The 20846-nt window shown below is 42.8% G+C and carries 18 protein-coding genes; 2 read left to right on the forward strand and 16 right to left on the reverse strand.

Features of this window, described 5'->3' with window-relative positions; translation table 11 throughout:
* Positions 1–18: 18 nt before the first annotated feature.
* The 4 genes from QYT14_RS08355 to QYT14_RS08370 are packed head-to-tail and all read right to left on the reverse strand — an operon-like array spanning position 19 to position 3388.
* Positions 19–612, reverse strand: a complete 594-nt coding sequence (locus QYT14_RS08355; RefSeq protein WP_237039736.1) for a uracil-DNA glycosylase family protein — start codon at positions 610–612, stop codon at positions 19–21.
* 7 nt (positions 613–619) lie between these two features.
* The gene (locus tag QYT14_RS08360; RefSeq protein ID WP_288324966.1) at positions 620–1246 is read right to left on the reverse strand and encodes a hypothetical protein; all 627 of its coding nucleotides are present in this window, start codon (positions 1244–1246) and stop codon (positions 620–622) included.
* A 52-nt stretch (positions 1247–1298) separates the two neighbouring features.
* Positions 1299–2699, reverse strand: coding sequence for an alanine/glycine:cation symporter family protein (locus tag QYT14_RS08365; RefSeq protein WP_288324967.1), 1401 nt, complete (start codon positions 2697–2699; stop codon positions 1299–1301).
* Positions 2700–2740: 41 nt separating this feature from the next.
* Positions 2741–3388: an ATP-binding protein gene (locus QYT14_RS08370; protein WP_288324968.1), complete on the reverse strand. Its 648-nt coding sequence runs from the start codon at positions 3386–3388 to the stop codon at positions 2741–2743.
* Between the two features lie 169 nt (positions 3389–3557).
* Here QYT14_RS08370 and QYT14_RS08375 point away from each other — a divergent pair, with 169 nt between their 5' ends.
* Together QYT14_RS08375 and QYT14_RS08380 are read left to right on the forward strand one after the other, a co-directional pair.
* Complete coding sequence (locus tag QYT14_RS08375) at positions 3558–6827, forward strand: two-component regulator propeller domain-containing protein (protein ID WP_288324969.1); 3270 nt, start codon at positions 3558–3560, stop codon at positions 6825–6827.
* A gap of 62 nt (positions 6828–6889) precedes the next feature.
* Positions 6890–7165 (forward strand): GNAT family N-acetyltransferase, encoded by a 276-nt coding sequence (locus tag QYT14_RS08380; RefSeq protein WP_237039731.1) that lies wholly within the window; start codon positions 6890–6892, stop codon positions 7163–7165.
* A 50-nt stretch (positions 7166–7215) separates the two neighbouring features.
* Here QYT14_RS08380 and QYT14_RS08385 read toward each other — a convergent pair whose 3' ends face one another.
* The 12 genes from QYT14_RS08385 to QYT14_RS08440 form a co-directional block, all read right to left on the reverse strand.
* Positions 7216–8511 (reverse strand): L-serine ammonia-lyase, iron-sulfur-dependent, subunit alpha, encoded by a 1296-nt coding sequence (locus tag QYT14_RS08385; protein ID WP_288324971.1) that lies wholly within the window; start codon positions 8509–8511, stop codon positions 7216–7218.
* 68 nt (positions 8512–8579) lie between these two features.
* Entirely contained in the window at positions 8580–10613 is a 2034-nt protein-coding gene (locus tag QYT14_RS08390) for a cytochrome c biogenesis protein CcdA (protein ID WP_237039729.1), read from the reverse strand.
* A 205-nt stretch (positions 10614–10818) separates the two neighbouring features.
* Positions 10819–11436, reverse strand: coding sequence for a hypothetical protein (locus tag QYT14_RS08395; RefSeq protein ID WP_288324972.1), 618 nt, complete (start codon positions 11434–11436; stop codon positions 10819–10821).
* 66 nt (positions 11437–11502) lie between these two features.
* On the reverse strand, positions 11503–11760 hold the full coding sequence (locus tag QYT14_RS08400; RefSeq protein ID WP_288324973.1) for a hypothetical protein: 258 nt from the start codon (positions 11758–11760) through the stop codon (positions 11503–11505).
* Between the two features lie 594 nt (positions 11761–12354).
* Positions 12355–12765: a hypothetical protein gene (locus QYT14_RS08405; protein ID WP_288324974.1), complete on the reverse strand. Its 411-nt coding sequence runs from the start codon at positions 12763–12765 to the stop codon at positions 12355–12357.
* 115 nt (positions 12766–12880) lie between these two features.
* On the reverse strand, positions 12881–13138 hold the full coding sequence (locus tag QYT14_RS08410; RefSeq protein ID WP_288324975.1) for a hypothetical protein: 258 nt from the start codon (positions 13136–13138) through the stop codon (positions 12881–12883).
* Positions 13139–13898: 760 nt separating this feature from the next.
* The gene (gene mph / locus QYT14_RS08415) at positions 13899–14783 is read right to left on the reverse strand and encodes an Mph(E)/Mph(G) family macrolide 2'-phosphotransferase (RefSeq protein ID WP_215666722.1); all 885 of its coding nucleotides are present in this window, start codon (positions 14781–14783) and stop codon (positions 13899–13901) included.
* 32 nt (positions 14784–14815) lie between these two features.
* Positions 14816–16045 carry an MFS transporter gene (locus QYT14_RS08420; protein WP_215666723.1) on the reverse strand — a complete coding sequence of 410 codons (1230 nt, stop codon included), beginning with the start codon at positions 16043–16045 and terminating at the stop codon, positions 14816–14818.
* Between the two features lie 90 nt (positions 16046–16135).
* Positions 16136–17602, reverse strand: a complete 1467-nt coding sequence (locus QYT14_RS08425) for a mobilization protein (protein WP_234136013.1) — start codon at positions 17600–17602, stop codon at positions 16136–16138.
* A 287-nt stretch (positions 17603–17889) separates the two neighbouring features.
* Entirely contained in the window at positions 17890–19002 is a 1113-nt protein-coding gene (locus QYT14_RS08430; RefSeq protein ID WP_032585574.1) for a DUF6371 domain-containing protein, read from the reverse strand.
* 188 nt (positions 19003–19190) lie between these two features.
* On the reverse strand, positions 19191–20345 hold the full coding sequence (locus QYT14_RS08435) for an AAA family ATPase (protein ID WP_032585572.1): 1155 nt from the start codon (positions 20343–20345) through the stop codon (positions 19191–19193).
* 5 nt (positions 20346–20350) lie between these two features.
* Positions 20351–20725, reverse strand: a complete 375-nt coding sequence (locus QYT14_RS08440; RefSeq protein ID WP_008617280.1) for a helix-turn-helix domain-containing protein — start codon at positions 20723–20725, stop codon at positions 20351–20353.
* Positions 20726–20846: the final 121 nt, after the last annotated feature.

The following is a 20846-nucleotide window of genomic DNA, read 5'->3' on the forward strand; positions in this document are numbered from 1 at the left end:
GAAAAAATATTTTTTTTCTTATTCGTTCAATAACCCTAATTCGCTGAACATGACCCGATAAGCTGCAGCTTTTTTTTCTAGTGCCAAAGGATAGGCACGGCTGGAAGAAGGCATTCTATATAATTTCATAGTCTTCTCTCCAAATTCGAACGGTTCGCTTGTACCTACGGTTGGCTCTTTTACGTCTATTTGTTCGCGGATAATGTCTGTTGCCTTCTGTCCGGTGGTAACAATGGCTTTGCACATCGGAATTTGTTTTAGTAACAGGCTGATATCTGTTTGTTCTATTACTTCCAGAAACTTGTCGGAGGCATTGTCCTGTAAACGGCGGATAGCTGAAGCTGTATCATAAAGTGCGATTCCTTTGTCGTTTAGGAATTCAATGATACGGTCTTTATCAAATACTTTCTTCTCAGGGTTCAGAAAATGCTCTTTATCCTGAAAGAAAATAAGTCCGACGATACGCCACATATCATTTTGCAGGTTAGGGTAGAAGAAATCCATGCTCCACCGTTTTTTTTGCGGAGGAAAACTACCCAGCATCAACAGGACGGCATTAGCCGGTAAAAAGGGCTCTAACGGATGTGCTTCGATGTTTAATAGAGAGTTCATGAAATCTTTATTCCTTCGGCTTCGGCTCTTTTTTAGCTAATAAAACAATGTTGTAAACGTATTCAGTCATCCATTTTTCAGAGTATCCCAATGCGTGTTGGTACTTGCGAATAGCAATACAGGTCTTGTGTACGCTGTCATCCTTCCAGTCTGTCTTGGTCATAATGTCATGGATGGTTTTTTCCGTCATATTGCGCAGCATCTTCTTCATTACGCTGGGCATACGGAACTTCCATTGCATCAGGTTGCCGATAAGCATCATCAAGTCATTGCTGAATCCTTGGAACATGAAAAGATAAGTCTTTACATCGTTTACGTTCTTGCAATTCTTTTTAATGGAATTGTCTATTTCTTTAAAGAAATCATCGCTCAGGCCATAAAGTTCTACCAGCATTTTTTTGCAGCGTGACTTTTCGGCAATTCCCAATTTATTGTTTTGGGTTGGAATTTTAAGCGTACGTTTGAAAACTGCCATATCAGGCAGGAAATTAATATTGGTAATACCTATGTTGCAGGCCATTACAGATTGGTAATATACACGAATCAGTGTCATGAAGTCTTCCATTCCACCCACTTTGGTACTTTCTTCTCCTTCTGCTTGTTTTTTACTGAATAATTTTGAAAATATGCTCATGGCTTTCTTATTTTATGTTCTTGCCGCAAAGATACTTATTTTTTTTAATACTTTACCAACATTCCAAATCTTCCTCAATATCCTTCATCCTATCTTTAGTGAAAACAGGATTCTTGATTCCGTTGTGTCTCTGTATCCGGTAATCTTCCAATAAACGAAAAGCATATTTGCCTAATAAAATAATGGCTATCAGGTTGCAGATGGTCATGAATCCCATTGCCATATCTGCCAGGCTCCAGGCCAAGTCCAAACTGGCAAGTGCACCAAACATAACCATGCCGCCTACTAAGATGCGGTAAACCGGAATAGCCCAGCGTTGGCGGGTGATGTAACGTACATTGGCTTCGCCATAATAATAGTTTCCCAAAATGCTGCTGTAAGCAAAAAATAGGATTGCTACTGCCACATAAATCGTTCCGATATTGCCTATTTCATTATTCAACGCCATCTGTGTCAGTTTAATTCCGTTGGCTTCTCCTGTAGACGGCAGTCCGCTGAAAAGAATGATAAATGCTGTACATGTGCAAATGACCAGGGTATCTGTAAAAACACCTAATGTTTGAATCAATCCTTGTTTTACAGGATGAGTGACATCGGCAGTTGCTGCCACATTGGGCGCGGAACCCATACCGGCTTCGTTGCTGAACAGTCCGCGTTTGATGCCTTGCATCAGTGCCATACCTACACCTCCGCCTAATGCCTGTTTCCAACCGAAGGCATTCTCAATAATCAGCTCAATGACTCCCGGCAAATGTTTTACATTCATAATTACGATGAAAAGGGCTAAAAAGATATATCCCAAGGCCATGACGGGTACAATAATGCTACTGACTTTGGCTATACGCTGAATACCTCCAAAAATAATAATTAATGTAAGTGCAGTTAATATGCATCCCATTAGAGTCGGAGAGATATTGAATGCTTCCTCGAAGGCGGCACAGATAGTGTTGCTCTGTACGGAATTGAAAGCAAAGCCGAAAGTAAAAATAAGCAGAAAGGCGAATAGAACTCCCATCCATGGCTGTTTTAATCCTTTTCTCATGTAATAAGCCGGGCCACCGACAAAAGAATTATGTCCGTGTACCTTATATAATTGAGCAAGTGTGGATTCGATAAAAGCACTGCTGGCACCAAAGAGTGCAATTATCCACATCCAAAAGACGGCGCCCGGACCACCCAATGTGATGGCGGTGGCCACTCCTGCCAGATTGCCTGTTCCCACACGGCTTGCTATGGAGATGGCAAATGCCTGAAAAGAGGAGATGTGATGTTCGCGGCCTTCTGTCTTGCCGGTGGAATCTCCAAGTAGACGTACCATTTCGCCTATCATGCGAAATTGTACAAATTTCGTCTTGTAAGTGAACCAAAATGCGCAACCTAGCAACATTATAATTAAGATGTATGTCCAAAGAACATCGTTTATGCTGCCGATTAATTGGGTTAAAATCTCCATTTCTCTTATTGTCTTTAGTTTAGGTTTTAATATTGATGTTTTTATTCTTGGTTTAGTCTGAAGTAAAACTTATGTCCGCTAAATACAGGCTCCACTAAGCCAAAACGAATAAAGTCCGCTAATAGTTCGCTTGCAGTCTTCCTATTTAAGTTGCAAATTCGACAACACTGATTAAGAGATATTTCGCCACGTTCTTTCAGTGTGTCAAGCAGCCGTTGTTCTCTTTCGGTAAATTCGACCAATACTCCTTCTGGTTTTTTGGTATGTTGCCACATTTTCAGATGTACAGGTGTGGCGAGGATATTTTCGTCTTTGATGCGGATGTATGCCCAAGGTTTATTCTCTTCATCCAGCGCATAAACAGGCTTGGCTGTCATTTCACTGATAGAAACTTCTAATACAGCTTTTCCTTCGGCCAGATAAGTCCGTGTTTCGATTTCTACTTCGGGGCGACAATACATTGTGGCTGCCGCTTCTATCATATATATTTCTTCTTCAGAACGGATACCGGCTATCTTACCGTTGTCTTTGACGCCGACCAGCAATCGTCCTCCTTCTGTATTGGCAAAAGCTGACAAACTTCGGGCTATCTTGCGGGCATCCGATATCTCGAATTTAAAATCCTGATGGCAATGTTCTCCCTCCGAGACCAGTTGCCGGATGTATTGTGTATCTGTTAATGGCTTCATTTCGGTTGCAAAAATAGGAAAAATAATGCTTATGCTCAAAGTTGGAGAGAAACGGTGAAACAAATTATAGGTATTAAATGATAAAAATGAAAGAATTAACTTGGTTATTATCAAGCTTTTTCTTTCTTTTGCATAGGAAAGAAGAATTTAGCTTTTAAATAATAAAGATATGAAGAAATTGGGACTTGTCATGGTACTGTTATGTCTTTCTTTGGCAGTTAGTGCCGGTGGTTTTATGTTCAAGCATCTTGAAGTGAAAGACGGTTTGTCCAGCAATCAGATAAATGATATATTTAAAGATTCTGAAGGTTTTATGTGGTTTGCCACGACTTCGGGATTAAACCGTTATGATGGTAGCCAAATGAAGGTCTTTCGCAGTTATGACCTTGAGTCAGGCCCCTTGCCGGATAATTGTGCTCAAAAGGTGCAGGAAGATGGAAAGAAAAGACTGTGGATACGTACTGCTGCCGGTTATACGGTTTATGATTCTCAAACAGAAAGTTTTAATCGTGACGTGCGTACTTTGCTGTGGGAAGCCGGCATTGATGGAGTTCCTGCTTTGACTTATATTGATAAGAATAAGAACATGTGGTTCTATATTGCTTCTAAAGGTTGCTATCTTTATATTCCCGAATCACAGTTGCTTTATCCGCTTTTGTTTGATGCCGGTCAATTGCCTAAAGGAGAAATAACGGATATTTCAGAGTGTAGCGATGGAGTATTGCTGATTTATAATACGGGAGTGATTGTGTGTCTGAACAAGGATACGAATAAAATAAACTGGGATTTAAAGGAGATTCCCAAGGAACTGGGAAATAATAAATATGAGATTTTTTCTTTTTTCGTAGATAGAGAGGAGGATATCTGGGTTTACAGTCCCTCCGGACTTTGGATTTATAATCTGAAAGAAAAGAAATGGCAGAAGGAGTTAAGTGACCTTATAAAACAACAATCGCGTAGTGCGGTGTTGTCTGTTGCTCAAGACTTGCAAGGACGTATTTGGCTAGGACGGGAACATGATGGGATAAATATCCTGAATAAATCTACCGGTGAAATAAAAACGTTGATGCACCAGTCTGATGATGAACGCAGCCTGCAAGATAATACTGTTTCAGCATTATATGGAGATTCTAATGGAATGATGTGGGTGGGTACATGGAAGAAAGGAATATCTTATTATCATGAAAGTATTTTCAAATTCAGCCTTGATTATGTGGGTGATGTTACTGCGGTTGAAGAAGATAAAAATGGAGATTTGTGGATAGGGACAAGTAATGACGGATTGATACATTGGAAAATAAATGCCGGCGAACCTCAGTCGTTTGCCCGTGAGACTTCCGGCACCAATTCTTTGTCATCGGATGCTGTCTCTTGCCTGTTGAGGGCCAAAGATGGAAAACTTTGGATTGGAACGTTGGGAGGAGGATTGGATTGTTATGACAATGGCCGCTTTACTCATTATAAGAATATAGCGAAAAACAGTAATTCATTGGCCGATAATAACATCGGGGCCTTGGCGGAAGATAAATCCGGTATTGTCTGGATAGGAACATTGGGTGGCGGTCTGCAGAGCTTTAATCCGCGTACAGGAGAATTTAATACCTATAATACCACAACGTCTGACCTCGCGTTTAATAGTGTTTCTTCATTGTGTATGACTAGGGATAACTCTTTAATAATAGGAACTTCCCGGGGCTTGTCTGTCATGGACTTATCCACAAAAAAGATTATCTCTTTGGTGGGAACAAAATCGGGAAAGACTCGCTTCTCAAACCAGAATATAAACCAGGTATATGAAGATAGCCGTGGCCTGATATGGATAGCAACTCGTGAGGGGTTGAATATTTATAATCCGAAGGTAGATGAACTGACGATTCTTACAGAGGAAAATGGTTTGTCGAACTTGTTGATAGCCGGAATTGTAGAGGATGATAATTCGAATATATGGATAACTTCTGCCAAAGGATTGACTCATATCATACCAATGCTTGACTCAAAGACCGGCATGTACGATTTTCGTTGTAATATTTATGATGAAAGAGATGGCTTGCAGAGGAGTGGCTTTAATCAACGCTCTGTGAAAAAGTTGTCTTCCGGTGAAATCGTAATAGGAGGTGTATATGGAATTAACCGTTTCTTTCCCGATGAAATTAAATATAATGAGGTATTGCCTAACGTGTTTTTCACTCATTTCTTATTGTTCAATAAAGAAGTTGAAGTAGGAAAAATATATGGTGATAAAGTCGTTTTGGATAAGGCTCTGAATTTTGCAGAAAAAGTGGAATTGGATTATAAGCAGAATATGTTCTGCGTGCGGTTTGCTTCAGATAATTACATTATTCCTGAAAAAGTGGAATATGCCTATAAGTTGGAAGGGTTCAGTGATGAATGGATTACGACTAAGGCCGGTGAAGCCATTTATACTAATTTGTTCCCCGGTACTTATTTATTGAGAGTGAAAGCAGTAAACAGCGATGGGTTCAGTGGAAATGAAGAGGCTTCTCTGAAAATAATTGTCCTACCTCCGTTTTGGTTGTCTACATGGGCTTATATATTGTATGCACTTTTGTTTGTTTGCATTATATTGTTAATGCGCAGCAGAATGTGCGGTGGTAAGCGTAAGGTTGAACAACCGGAGGAACAGTCTGGAATAGAAGAGGATGAATCGGATAAGGAATCGGAAAATCTTGAATTGCTCAGCTATAAGCCTGAAGAGAAAATAGTGCCCGAAGAAGATTCGGGTGTTGTTGTACTTGCCCATGATGAATCAGTATCTTCTGAAGACATGGATGAGGCTTCTCACCCAAAAACGGTTGAAGAAGAGGAGGAGATTGTAGAGATAAAAACAATAGAATCTGTTTTGGCGGAAAAAAAGGAAATTGATACCGTTTCAACCATCAAGACTCAGAGAGCCAGAGTTATCCAACTTATAGAAGGTGAAAATAGTGATGAGTATATCACCCATATAGTACCGGAAGATGAGTTGCCGGAAGTAATTATTACTGCAGGAAGCAAGAAGGTTGATAATATCATACCGCCTGCTATCAGTGAAATGATAGGAACGAAGAAAGCAGTAAGCTACAGTAGTAACGATGAGTCGGTAGATGAAAAACTATTGGGAACCGCGATGAAATATGTAGAAAGTAATATTTCCCGTAGCGATTTATCGGTAGAAGAATTAAGTCGTGAACTAGGAATGAGCCGGGTAAACTTATATAAGAGACTGGTGGCTATGACAGGAAAGACACCGATAGAGTTTATTCGTGCCATCCGTTTGAAGCATGCTGCTAAGTTGTTGCGTGAAACTCGGCTGAATATATCGGAAGTTGCCTATCAGGTGGGTTTCAATAATCCGAAGTATTTCACTAAATATTTTAAAGAAGAATTTGGTATGCTGCCGTCAGTGTATCAGGAGGAAAAACAAGAACAAGGCGAATGATAAGAACAATTCCATTTTGAAGTTGTTTTATTTGTAATAGTCACATTTAAAATAAGAATAGAATGGAACATACAGTCATACATGATGAGAAGGTAAATCGGTTTGAGGTTTTTGAATCGGGACAGATTGCCTATCTGCAATATGAGGAAAAGGACGGAGTGCTGGATATACTCCACACTATGGTTCCTCCGCAATTGGAAGGAATGGGAATAGCGGCAGACTTGACAACGGCTGCTGCCAGATATGCTGAAATAAACCAATTGAAAATAAAACCGACTTGTTCATTTGCAAAGACATACTTCATACGTCATTCGCAATACAAGGATTTATTGGTATAAAGATAAAAGGCAGTGTGTCGCGACACACTGCCTTTTCCGATATTTGTATTTTAGTCACACTGTTTGTGAGTCATAATCTCCAATACCAATTTATCTGTTTCATTCATGCCTTGTGAGCCAATTTTGGTCAGATTGCGGATGCTGCGGTCTACATTATCATCAATAATGCCTTCTACGGAGCTGACACATTTATGCTCCATTGCTAAAATAGCGGAAAATACAGCTGTAGATACCCCACTTGTCAGTTTGAGGGCACAACTGGGTTTCGCTCCATCACAAATCATTCCCGTAATATTGGCTATCATATTTTGTACGGCAAAAGTAATCTGTTCGTAATTTCCTCCCATTAAGTAGGTTATCCCGCAACTGGAACCTGTTGCTGCAACTACACAGCCGCACAAAGCTGATAAACGTCCTAAACTTTGTTTGATATAAATTACGGTCAAATGACTGAGGACGAGTGCGCGAATCAATTCTTCCTCAGACTTATGGTTGTCTTCCGCATAAACCACCACCGGCAGGGTAGCGGTAATTCCTTGATTCCCACTGCCTGAGTTACTCATTACTGGTATCATAGCTCCGGCCATACGTGCATCGCACGCTGCAGAAGTGTAAGATAGAATATGAGTGAAAGTATTGCTGCCCAATAACTGTTCTTCGCTTTTGCTATCCTTTAAGATTTTGCCTAATTGGTGTCCGTAATTACCTTGAAAAGAGCGTTCGGCTGCATTTTTGTTTAAACGTTTGGTCTCAAGTATAAAGCGGATTTCTTCGAGAGGGGTAGTCATGGCGAAATCATACACTTTTCGCAAGTCTAATTCCGGCTCATGCTGTTCTTCTTCAGAGGAGCTTGTAGTCTGTTTGTTCGGTATAATGTCATTGTTGCGAGACACATATATAAAATTAGTATGTCCTCCTGATATAATGGCTGTTGCTCTGTCATTACCTGCCTCACAAATGATTTCGATATATAGCTTCTCGTCTATATTCTCTTTTAGCCCGATGCAAATGGCTTGTGAGTCTATCAGCTTTTTTCCTTCTTCTACAGCTTCGGGAGTACTGTCTTTCAATACTTCAAGCTGGTATTCGGACTTTCCAATTAAAGCTCCCAAAGCGATGGCAATAGGAAGGCCAATCATGCCAGTTCCCGGAATACCTACTCCCATTGCATTTTTTAATATATTGGCACTTAGCAGTGCTTTTATTTTTTCAGGTCTTCTTCCCAATGCTTCGGTTGCTTTGGCTACACAAAGTGCGACGGCTATGGGCTCGGTACATCCAATGGCGGGAACCACTTCACGGTTTATCAGGGCAATGATTTGCTCTCTTTCTGACTTGGCAATCATAGTTTTAGAGTTTTTTCTGAGTAAGAGGTTGTACCGTTTTTCTTGGTACAACCTCTTATCTGGAGTTCTTATTTTGCTTTTTTGTAATTGTCTAATCCGGTTTGAAGGAAATCAACATATTTATCTATATCCTCATCGTAAGAATAAGATTTATTCAGCGGTTTTCCTTCGTTGTCTATCAATACATAGAACGGCTGTGCATTAGCACCAAATTTGGAGCGTTGCAGGTAACTCCATTTGTCGCCCACTGTACGCAGAGTGCGCTCCTTGCCGTTTTCCATTACTTTAATGTGTTCCGGCAACGGCTCCTTGTTGTCTACATATAATGTAATCAATACATAATCATCTGTCATCAGTTTGCTCACTTTCGGATCAGTCCAGACAGCTGCTTCCATCTTACGGCAGTTTACGCATCCGTAACCTGTAAAGTCGAGCATAACCGGTTTGCCATTGCGTTTGGCATATTCCATGCCGGCGTCGTAATCATCAAATTTTGCATGGACTTCATTGTTATACAAATTGAAATCCTGAGTCGTCATAGGAGGTGCGAAAGCACTGACAGCTTTTAACGGTGCTCCCCACAGACCGGGAACCATATATACGGCAAATGCCAAAGAAATCAGTGCCATAAAGAAACGGGGGACACTTGTGGTATTGTCGTCGTCGTCATGCGGGAATTTGATTTTGCCCAACAAGTAGAATCCCAGCAAGCCAAAGATTACAATCCACAAGGCGAGGAATGTTTCGCGGTCTAAAATTCTCCATCCGTAAGCTAAGTCGGCTACAGACAAGAACTTCAAGGCGAATGCCAATTCAAGGAAGCCCAATGTTACCTTAATGACATTCATCCAGCCTCCGGATTTCGGCATTGATTTTAACCAAGACGGGAACATGGCGAACAGGGTGAACGGTAAAGCTAAAGCAATGGCAAAACCCAGCATACCGATAGCAGGTGCAACGACACTGCCGGTAGTGGAAACTTCTACTAGTAAGAAACCGATAATAGGGCCTGTGCAAGAGAAAGAAACCAATGACAGGGTAAATGCCATCAGGAAGATACTCAATAAACCGCTTGTCTGCTCTGCTTTACTATCCACCGCATTACTCCATTTAGAAGGTAATGTCAACTCAAATGCTCCGAAGAATGACGCAGCAAAAACAATCAGCATTAAACAGAACAGGATGTTGAATACAGCATTGGTAGATAGCGCATTTAATGCACTTGCACCGAAAATTAAAGTAATGGCCAAGCCTAATGCTACATAAATGACTACGATAGATGCACCGTAAGTCCAAGCATCACGGATACCTTTCTTTTTATCTTTGCTGCGTTTCAGGAAAAAACTTACAGTCATTGGAATAATAGGCCATACACACGGGGTGAACAAGGCAAGTAATCCGCCGATGAACCCGGCAAAGAAAATATATATCCATGAACGATTCTGCTGTGAAGTTGTCTCACCATAACTGTTCAGTTCTTTTATGACCGGTGTCCAATAGTCCTGAACGGAAGTTTCGTTGCCGGCTAAGGCAACAGTAGCGGCACTGTCAATGGCAGTTGCTTCTGCAACAGAGGTCTCGGCGGCCGGCTGGTTTACAGTTTCGTTTTTGGTCTCCGGAGTTGCAACAGCAGTAGTGGCAGCATTTCCTTTTCCTGAGAAAGAGAACGGCACTTCTGTCGGTGGTAAGCAATTCTCGTCATTACATGCACCGTATTCCAAATAACCTTCAATTTGATAAGAAGTATCTGTGATTTTAAACTTTTGAACAAATGTTGCTGTGCTCTCAAAGTAACGTAATTTCATCTCGAACACTTTGTCGAAATTTTCAATTTCTTTTCCCTGTGGAGTGAGCTTTCCTACCAGTTCTGCACCCTGTATCTTTTCTACATTGAAGGTAGCGGAAATAGGGCCGCCCGAAGGAAGATCGGTGGAATAAACATGCCATCCGGCATCAATTTTACCGGTAAACACAATCTGTGCTTCTGTGTCGGAAATTGTTTTCAACTCAGTTTTAAACTTGACCGGATCTTGAATTTGGGCAAATGACGGAAGCCATGCCATGACCATCAAGAGGCAGCTTAATAAAAACTTCTTTTTCATTGTCTGTATTTTACGTTATTAATATTCTGATGATGCAAAGAAAAGGATAAAATCTAAGAAATGAGCCTTTATACCTATATAAATATCGGCAATTGTCGTTTTTAATAGAAAAATAGGGATTAGGCGCAAAGAAAAGCAATGTTTAGCTTAGAAATAAGCAGGTCAGTATCTTAGTAGTAAAGCGGTAAGAAACAGAATTTTCTCACTATAGAATTTTAACAGGTAAAACAACAGATTGTCCTTTCTCTTTTCCCACCATATAAATTCTCCAAAAGTCAAATTCAATACTATCTCCTTTTAAGAAATCGTCAATTATTCGAGGGGATGCCATTTTTATTTCCTCCAAAGTCCCGATGTGTAAGGTATCTTTCTGTTCTTCTTTCATTTTCTCCAAATAATGTGAAAACACGTCTTGATAATTCCCTTGCTCTCCGATAAGATGATAGGTATATGCTATGTATTCACTGCATTCTTTGGGATTAGTAACGATTCTGCCTGCTTGATATGGACTTTGTAGTTTTCCATCCACATCCTTGAAAATTAACATGCCTTGTCCCATCCAACCTGTTCTTCCAATACGGGATTTATCGGTATGATTGATGTAATAGCTATGGTAATATAGACACACTTTTTCTGATGACAAGTTGCATACTTTAAAAGCTAATGGGAATTGTATCATAAGGATTTTGGATTTTGAGCGATTTGCCTTTAAAATAACGGAGGCATTACTCTTAACTGGTCGGACATCCACCCAATTAATATCTGATTGTTGCATACTTAATAGTATCATTGCAGACATTATATATAGAATCATCTTTTTCATGTTTACCTTTTATTCATTCTCCATACTATTATTTTGTGACCTTCGCTGTTAAAAGGAATGCAATACTCATAAATGCCCATCCTTGCCACTACTGATGAATTTTATTTCACCCTTATTCCTCTCCAGTTTATAAACCTCAATCTCTCCACTGACATATTCGGTATCATTCGTGCAGGAATAATTTTGCCGCAGCGTATATAGTGTGTCTTGGATAAAACAAAGCTGTTTTTCCAAAGCAGGCAAATCAGTGCTGTTTTGTGCCATTACGCCATTCATCATTCCCAAACAAAAGACGATACAGAATATGTATTTTACATTCTTCATTCTTATATGTTGTTATCAGTCTGGTTAAGCAGAAAACGGTATATCGCTGTTTTCATGCTTCGTTAGTAACTTCTTTCTTCTTATTAGATGTGAAACCCCGGTTGCCAAGAGCAGATAGCCTGCCAGCAGACCATGACAAAACCAATATTGATAAAAGTCGGCTACACTTGCTAAAATAATCTTTTCATTTGAATTTATATGAATGATTAATCTATATTCGTCGCAAAAACAATAATATTCAAAACTCATTAAGTAGGCGAGTGCTATTAAGGTTAAAGCTATCCAGCGTGATATTTTATGATGTAACCACAAATCACTCCCGACAAACAACGTGGAAAAGACAGCCCGATAGATAGATGCAGACTGGTCTATTTGCGACTGCCTTATATCCGATTTCTGTTCGTCAGACCGAGAATTTGCCTCCGGCTTCCTTCGGATTCCCCCTCACGGTGGACACCCTTGCTCTTGGCTAACGATTCCCACTATCAGGGCTCGTTCGGGACGTGCACCCTATAGTTACTGAACATGCAGGGCAAATGGCTAAGCGGGGAACGCGGTCAGGCGTTATCACGCTTTGTTAACCACCTTATTCGTTTATATTATATATGTACCACATTTTTGAAATATCAAACCAAATTCTGTTTCTAATTCAATTTGCCAACTTTCTCCCTTAAACAATAAGTGAATTATATGGTTATCATATTCTTGTATTTCGCAATCGCATAAACCCATATTACAATTCTGCCAATTGTAAATATTCAGTTTTTGAATTACATTATCTGATATTTCTATCACAAACACATTATAATCTTTATTCCAAACTCCCCATTTAGAAACTTCCGATATTGGTTTATCAAAAACATGAAGCTGGAGATTTATTTCACCTATTCCCAGTTTTAATTGTCCTATGCAGAATTTTTCAAAGCCTTTAGGATACAACTGCTTTAGGAAAACATTTCTTTGTACTATATCCTTTTTGCGTTTATTCCGTTTGAACCACTTCATATCGGTAGTCTTATAGTCATTCGCTTTCCAACAGACATATACCATGTTATTTCGGGGTGAGAATGAAAATATCGGAAATTTCAATTTTGCTTTCATCTGTTATGTTACCTCCCTTTTATCTATAAAATTTCTTGAAATCAATATCAAACGTAATCTTGTCCGGCACTCCGAGTTCCTTTCGTTTGGCTTCAAATTCTTCTTTGGTCGTCAGCTTAAAGCAGTTTTCCTGTGCTTCCAACCCGTTTTGTGTGTTATCCACCGGGATGATGTAATATTCGGTTATGTCCGTATTGTAACGGTGCAAGGAATTTCCAAGACTATCTATCAGTGTCTTGTATGCTTTGGCAAGAATGAAATTTTCATCGTGCCCCACTTCATATATTCCGTTTTCTGTAATCGTATTTACAACCGATTATTACTCAATATTTTATAGGTAATAAGTCAGAAATATGGTCGTTGTCTTTAATTGTACATTCTAAAGGGTGAAGATTTAACGCTTTTATTGATTATTAACTCTAAAATAAATCAACTCGGGTCGTTTCTTCTCTTTTTCTTGTTATTTGTTTCCGATATTCCACTTCTATTTCAGCTTATCTCCTAAGTCTCTGCAAAGATAGCGAAATTGATTGGATATTCATCCACTCCATTATCATTTGTAGATTCTGTTTACGTGCCGCAATGTATCAATAACTCAACTACGCATAAGGAGGTGAGGGAATAGGAAAAGAAAATCTATTATTTTGGAGGAAGTGCAGTCTTCCGTTTGCTTTTTTGTTCCTGTTAAAATTAGCCCCCTAAAAAACAAGGGTTTGTGTAATCGGTTCTCGAATCAAGAACTATTGTTTAAGTTGATTTTCTACTATTTCGTCAGTCGTTTGTCTCCATTGCCGGATGCTTCATTATGTCAAGCCGATGAATGGGAAAGGTTTTGGGGCTGTTTACTCTCCGAAGGAGGAAGAAACTGCCTCAAACGGTTTACCGCTTGACCTTTTCACATTCAATTGAGGCTTGGCTACCTTTGCACCCGACATAAGGGATAAATGACTGAATATATTTTCGCTATTTGTGGGAGTGTTGTGGTGTCATCTTGATTGAAGAATAATAAAAAAAACGTTATGCTCAACCTTGACTAATCAGATGACACCCAATTGTGCTCTTGCTCCTTGAATATGGTTTTTGTCATTCGTTTCTAGAGCGAAGTATCCATATGCCAAGGCTGATGCTGCGGCTCTCTCTATAGTGTGTTCGTATAATTTATCCCATATTCTTCCTCCTTGTTTTGTATAAGCTGTAATCAAATCTCGCAGGCTATTTTCTCCGAAAATGGTGAGATGTCCTGCAAAATCATTGGCTGGGTCTCCAATATGGGCTGTTGACCAATCAATAATGCCGGCAACAACACCTGTTGTCGATGTAAGTATGTGCCCGGCATACAAGTCGCCATGAATGAATGTTGTAAAATCCGGCCATAAAGCATCATTGTCCAGCCATTTCCTGTATCGGATTTCAAGCTTGGTACTAATGCCTATTTCCGACTTTACAGCTTGCAATTGGTTCAAAATCTCAGGTCGCAAATCAGATGGCTTCATAACTCTCAGCCCATTTTCGATAATCTCTTCTTCTGGAATATTGTGCAACTGTACCAAAACTTTTGCCAGTGACGACACATATTCGGGACAGTCCTTGTCCATATTCCAAACCATATCGTAAGTTTCCGTGTCAATCATAAGCACAGGCTTTTCTTCAATCAAAGGATAGGCTATCAGATGGGGAGATACGATTTTCCAATCGGGCACTTTGACCGACAAATGCTTCTCGACAAGCTGTAAAATTTTCCTCTCGTTATTGATTTGCTCACCCATATCCTCACGGCGCGGAATACGAATCAGCCATTCCTTTCCGTTTGTGTCTGTAGCAAAACCGACTCTAAAGTCAACACCCATTTCATTGAATCTTATTTTCTCTGTCAAAGACACACCATATTCTTTGGCAAGTTTTTGAATTTCTTTTATTTCCATTTATATTTGATGTTAATTCTATAGTTTGAGTATCACTTTTTCATGTTTCCAACATTCATTAGTATGGGTGAAAGGAAAGAAACGACACCGATAAACATTACCATCGAACCTGATAACAAGAACGAATTGGATATTCCTATGTTTTCCGCCAATGTTCCTGTGCACAGCAAACCAATCATCGAAGGCAAAACGGCAGAACTATGATACAAAGAGAATACACGTCCCTGTATATTGGATGGGACTTCCGTTTGCAGGATAGTGATAAACGAGGCTGTGAATACCGACAATGAGATACCTGCGAATATGACAGTCGATACATAACCCACAAAACAGTTGGACGGCAAGATGCCACAGAGAAAAAAGGCAGTTCCCAATGACACATACATTGCATTGACTAAGACAATCTTTCTCGTTTTCGGCTTGAAAAAAGCTAAAGCCGTTCCACCTAACAGCATCCCTACAGACCACCCGATTTCTATTGTGCTGATTTTCCATTTCCCACCGTGATAACATTGTGTCGTGAGTAGAGGGAACATAAAGGAACTTGGAATGATACAAAATGTCACCGACATGGCACATAGGAATAGCAACGCTATCCCTCTATTTGCCAACACGCAGTCAAGACCTTTTTTCAAATCGCTCACAACGTGTTTGGCCGATAGAGAAGTTGTTGCCGTCGAGTAATGGGGAATGAATACAAATACCAATGAGAGAATAGCAGCTAAAGCACCCAATATGTCTAAATACAACACCGAATGAATAGACATATAGGTAATGGCTAATGTTCCTATGGCAGGGCTGGCTATACCACACATTGACCGTAGTACCTGATTAATTCCTGCCACCCGAATCAGCTCCTTTTCCGGCACAATAAGCGGAGCTATAGTTTGCACAGCTGGTGTTTGGAACGCATTTCCAACAGAGCGAAGCACCAATATCAAATATATCCAGTTAAGATTGCCACTGTCGTATTTCAAAAGGATACTCATCACGAATGCGCACAAAGCCAGGAACAAATCCGATACGATTAAAACTGTTTTACGATTCCATCTGTCAATAAGGACTCCTGCAAAAGGTCCTATGATAGCCTGTGGAAGTATGGCTGCCATTCCTGCAAAAGCAAGCACTTCTGCCGACTGATGTTCCAAGCTAAGCCAAATAGTGATTGCAAATTGAACGGCATAACTGGAAAGCATTGATATAAATTGTCCCGACCAAATAAGTATATAGGTCTGAACCCATTTCCCGTTTGAATAATTCATCGTTACCTTTTTTGCTACAAAGGTATAAAATTGGGTTGGTAAAATATAATCAGCTGATTAGTTTCTTTTGTCTAATCAGCTGATATTTGGTCATCTTCTCATAGAGAATCCTTGCTTTTGCTGGTGCTCATAATGCCCCTCCACCACATTGTTAACCTCTCGCTGGACTTTGACCTGCTCACGACTATCCAAGTTTCCTTTTTGCTTGGCAGTGAAATACAGGAAATCCCCTGCCGCCTGATGTGATTGTCTGTCATCCCCGAACAGGTTAAGGGCACTCTTGATGTCAGATACCTGTTCCGTATCAAAACGTGGCTTGTAATAATCACGGGCGAAACGGATGACACTGTGTACCGCCTTGCGGAAGATGTCGCTCGTTTTGAGCAGCAGGAAACTGAGATAACCGATAATATGATTTTGCCATGCAATCCGGTTCTTGAGTCTTGTTGTTTCCTGTGCATGTTCCGTTTCCTTGCGGTTCAGTTCGGACCGGTGTTTGGCCTCCAGTTGCATCAGTTCACGGCTATGGTCGTTCTGTATGGTCTGGATTCTGTCCTGCAACTGCTCGATAGTTTCCTTGTGCGTGGAAATCTCACAGCGCAAATCCTCTATTTCATTTTTCAGGGCTTTCGATTTCCCGGTAGCCCAGCCAACAGCGGCGTTCAGAAGCTCGCTTCCTTTTTCCTTGTTCAGTCTGGAGCGTTTCTCGCTGATAGCCCTGTCAAGATCTTCACTCTGCCGTTCCTTTTCATTTGCCTTTTCGATAAGGGCGTTGGTAATGCTTTCCGTTTCCTGCATCTTTTTGTTCGCCATTTCCAGCTGATGTTCCCGGTATTGCCTCGTGGCATCAAGCCGCTTCATTTCCTCCTTCTGCTTCCCAATAATAAAGTCGTTACGTTCCTGATGTTCCTTGCCTGTAACAGCCTTTGACTGCCCACGCTCCATCAGAAGTATGTCGGATGCCAGATTCTGCATTTCTGTCATATCCTCGTCATTGAGCTTGCGGCTCTTGCCTGTGTCATGGTTCATCCAGTCAAAAACGATATGGGCATGGTAATTCGGCTTGAACCATCTTTCGCCGACTTTGAAACTCTCCCTGTCTTCCGCTTCCGGCTGACCGCTAAGCCAATGTCCCTCGTCCTTGTGCAGGAAGATCTGGAGCGGAGTGATGCCCCAGCGTCTCCGGCACTCCTCGCCAAACTTGCATACATCTGCCAGTGTCGTGTCCGGTCTGATGAGCAACACGCCCTCACGGATTGGCGAGCATCCAGCCACCTTGGTGATTTTCCCGTTCTTGCCTTTTCGTTCACGTTCCTTCTCCTGCATCGCACGTCCTGTCTTTTCCTTGACCATCCGCTTGATGTAGTCATAGTGCGCCTGCAGGTCGGGATTGCCGAAGCCCGGGTTTATCCACTGCTCGTTACCGGCAGTCAGTTCGGGTACGATGTAGATTTGAGACTTGCCGATATTGCGCATATACTCGACAGTTCTCCGGTTATGAGCCCCACTTGATGTGACTCTGCAGGGCTTGATATGTATGCTTGATTTTGTTGCCATATTCTTAAATTTTGATTCTGGTTGTCTGACTAAAGTTGTTAGCTGATGTCCGCTCATAGCCGCACAGGGTTCTTAGGGGTGTAACCCATAAGCGGAGATTGCAAAGAGAGGGTCACTCTTTGCTCGGGGTTCTCAGGGGTGAACGCCCTGAGTGGGTCATTAGGGCAAAGCCCTAATCCCCTCGGGAGAGCCCACAACTACGAAAGCGGAGCGTGTAGTTATAGTGGGCTATATCAATGGCAAGCCATTGTCCGTACACTACAACCCCCGGTTTCCGCTCTCCTCCGTTAAGGAGGGTTTCCGTCACCGCTGCCGATTGAGGATGCACCGACCAGCACAAGCCCCAGATCATCTATCAGCTTTTGAAGGGCGGGGTTCTTTTCTATCATCCGTTGCAGGATTCTTTCCGCCTCCACCAGATGGTCGGCTGTACAATTTATCCTGCTTTCCCGTATCTGGAAGATTATCCAATCGGCTATGTCGATATGGGCTGCCTTCTGTTCCGGCGTTGCGTTCTTCTCTATGAGGTCAGACACCATCACCTTGCAGAAGGTCATGCCGTCGGCACGCTCTTTCCATTCGGCATAGGCATCGGCATCCGGAAAGAGAAGCACGGTCCGCCCGGTCAGCACACGGAGCTTTTCCTCCCGCAACTGGCTTTTGCCTCCTGCCGCCAGCCATACATAGCCGGGGAAGAGGGCGGATCCGATAACGGCACTCTTCTCGGATTCTACCAGAACCGTCACCTTGTCAGGATAGACATTCAGCAGGTGTTCCCCGAAAAGGCATTGGGAAAGCTGCCATTCCTCCGCCAATACCCGTTGCCTTTTCAGTATGCTGTGTATCCAGTTCACTGCCGATGTCTGTCCGTCCTTTACACGGTGTCCGTCCCCGGGATTGTACTGCATCACCTTGCCTGTCCGCACCTTGTTCTCCCGGTCAATCTGCCAGAAGATGACCGCACAGTCACGGGTTGCTCCCAGACGGTAATCCTCCATTAACCTTTTCAGTACTTCCTTTGCCTTGCAGCCGTAATAGGAATCAAGCAGCGCTGAAAGGAAGCGGCAGAAGTTGCTATGCACGCTCTGCGATTTCTCCACATAGTGTGGCGGTATGTAACCGATGGCTGTCTGTTGCAGCGGTTGCTTGGGCTTCTGCGCCATACATTGTCTGCCGGAAGAGAAATCACCGGCAGTCCGGCATTCGGGGTGGTCGTGAAAATACTGTCTGGGCGTATAATGATACCCGCAGCCGCTTTCGTGGTTGCATCTGCCGACTGACGGGTGAAGGGGCGTACCGCTTTCGTCCACGTAGTAGGCAAAGGAACGTCTGTCCCCGCAATTCGGACAGGTATGCCGTGTTGACATTCCTTTATATTTCTGTAATGAATAGTTGCTCATGACTTTTTTTTATGATTGGTTTTCTACTGTTTGTCCCGCTGTCCCACTGTCCCGTCCCCTAAAGGCTGGGACAGTGGGACACTTGGGACACCCCGGGACACACTGGAAAATCAGGACCCGGTTTGTATGCTCACATGCTCTGCAAATGATATGGTCAGCTGGCATACAGCCGTGTACAGGCTGCTTTTTCATGGTTTGTCCTCCTTTTCATGTCCTGCAAACAGCTCCGCCTGCCTTGCTTCTCCAGCTGTCCCGCTTGTCCCATCTGTCCCATGCTGTCCCACCTGTCCCATTGTCCCGTTCTCCTTGGGACGGGACAGCGGGACACCCGGGACGGCTGCGTTCCTGTCCTCCTTGCTGCGCTGGATTATCCGGCTGACGGTGGACTTGCCGCAATTGACCTGCGAGGCTATCTCCCGGACTGACTTCCCGGATTGGGACAGTTGCAGGATCAGGCAATCCCTTTGTTCCGATTCGTTGTCACCCGGTTTCTTCAGGTGTTCCTTTTCGGTTGAATAGCCCCTGAACACGAATTGCAGGAAGGCGTCCGTTTTCTCAATCTCATAGACAATCACATTGTCGGCATCATACGAGAATGTCCCGTAACGGACCTTGAGCTGCTTCACATAGCGGAGTCCCCCGTCCAGTGCGCTTTTCCCGATGACAAACACGCTGTCAAAGAAATTGTAGAGCCGCTTGCTTCCGGCAAGGTCATTGGACGTGATGGGACAGTCCAGTGAACGCTTGGGTGTGTGTGCCAGGACAAGGATGGAAAGCCCGTATCTTTTTTTGAGATTGTTGAGCTGTATCATCAGCCGTCCCGCCGCATCGCCTTTCTCCATGGCACAGCACAGGTAAGTAAGGTTGTCAACGATGAAGATCCTGCAGCGGGTCTGCTGTGCCATCTGTTCAATGCTGCCGATGATTGTCCCTTCAAAGTCGGCATCCAGAAGGGCGTCACAGTCAAGCGATACCCGGTACAGCCTTTCGGGAAAAATGTAAGGCTTTCCGTACTCGTCGGTATAGCGGAGCTGGAACTGCTTTTCTGACAGTTCAAAGTCCAGATAAAGCACGTTGTCAGTCCGGGCTATACGGTCGGCTATCTGGACGGCAAGGATGGATTTCCCCACGTTGGAATCCGCAAAGAGGCAGGACAGTTCCCCCTCGTACCAGAAGCTGTCCCACAACGCACGGGGCGTGGGCAGCTGCGATGCTTCGAGTATAGTCCGGTTGGCGGTCTTTATGCTCATCACGCCGATATTTTCCGGCATACCGTTCTGCATCTGGGCTGCCCTCGTCAGGTCGCCATGTATCATGCTGATATAGTTCTTGTCCTCTTCCATGGCTCTTACCAGTTACGTTGGCCGGGCTTGCGACGGTGGGAGGAGGACATGGATTCGCTGAGTTCCTCATCGGACAGGGGTACGGGATTCTTGCGGGAGGATTCCAGCCATCTGTCCAGTTCGTCACGGTAAAGGCAATAGCGTTTGCCGGGCTTGGTGGCCGGAATGCTTCCGTCCGACAGTTTCATGTAGAGCGTTCCCTTGGGAATACCGAGATATTCCGCCGCTTCATCCACAGACATGGGGACATGGGTGTCCACCGTCTTTGCATTGTTCACACTGCGCTGCTCGGTAAGCAGGCTTCTCAAGCTCATCACTTCGTCCCGAAGCTGGGCTACGACCTCGGGAAGGTCGTTGAATGTAATCACTGTTTTTTCCATTTGCGTACTCGCCTCTTTTGTAAGGCTTGGCGCAAAGGACCGCAATGATATGACCGTGAATATCTTCACGGGAGGTCATTGCAAAATAATTCCCGAATAACGATGCCCAACCGTGAATGAC

Origin of the sequence: uncultured Phocaeicola sp., assembly GCF_948499155.1 — a bacterium.
Taxonomy (GTDB): domain Bacteria; phylum Bacteroidota; class Bacteroidia; order Bacteroidales; family Bacteroidaceae; genus Phocaeicola; species Phocaeicola faecalis.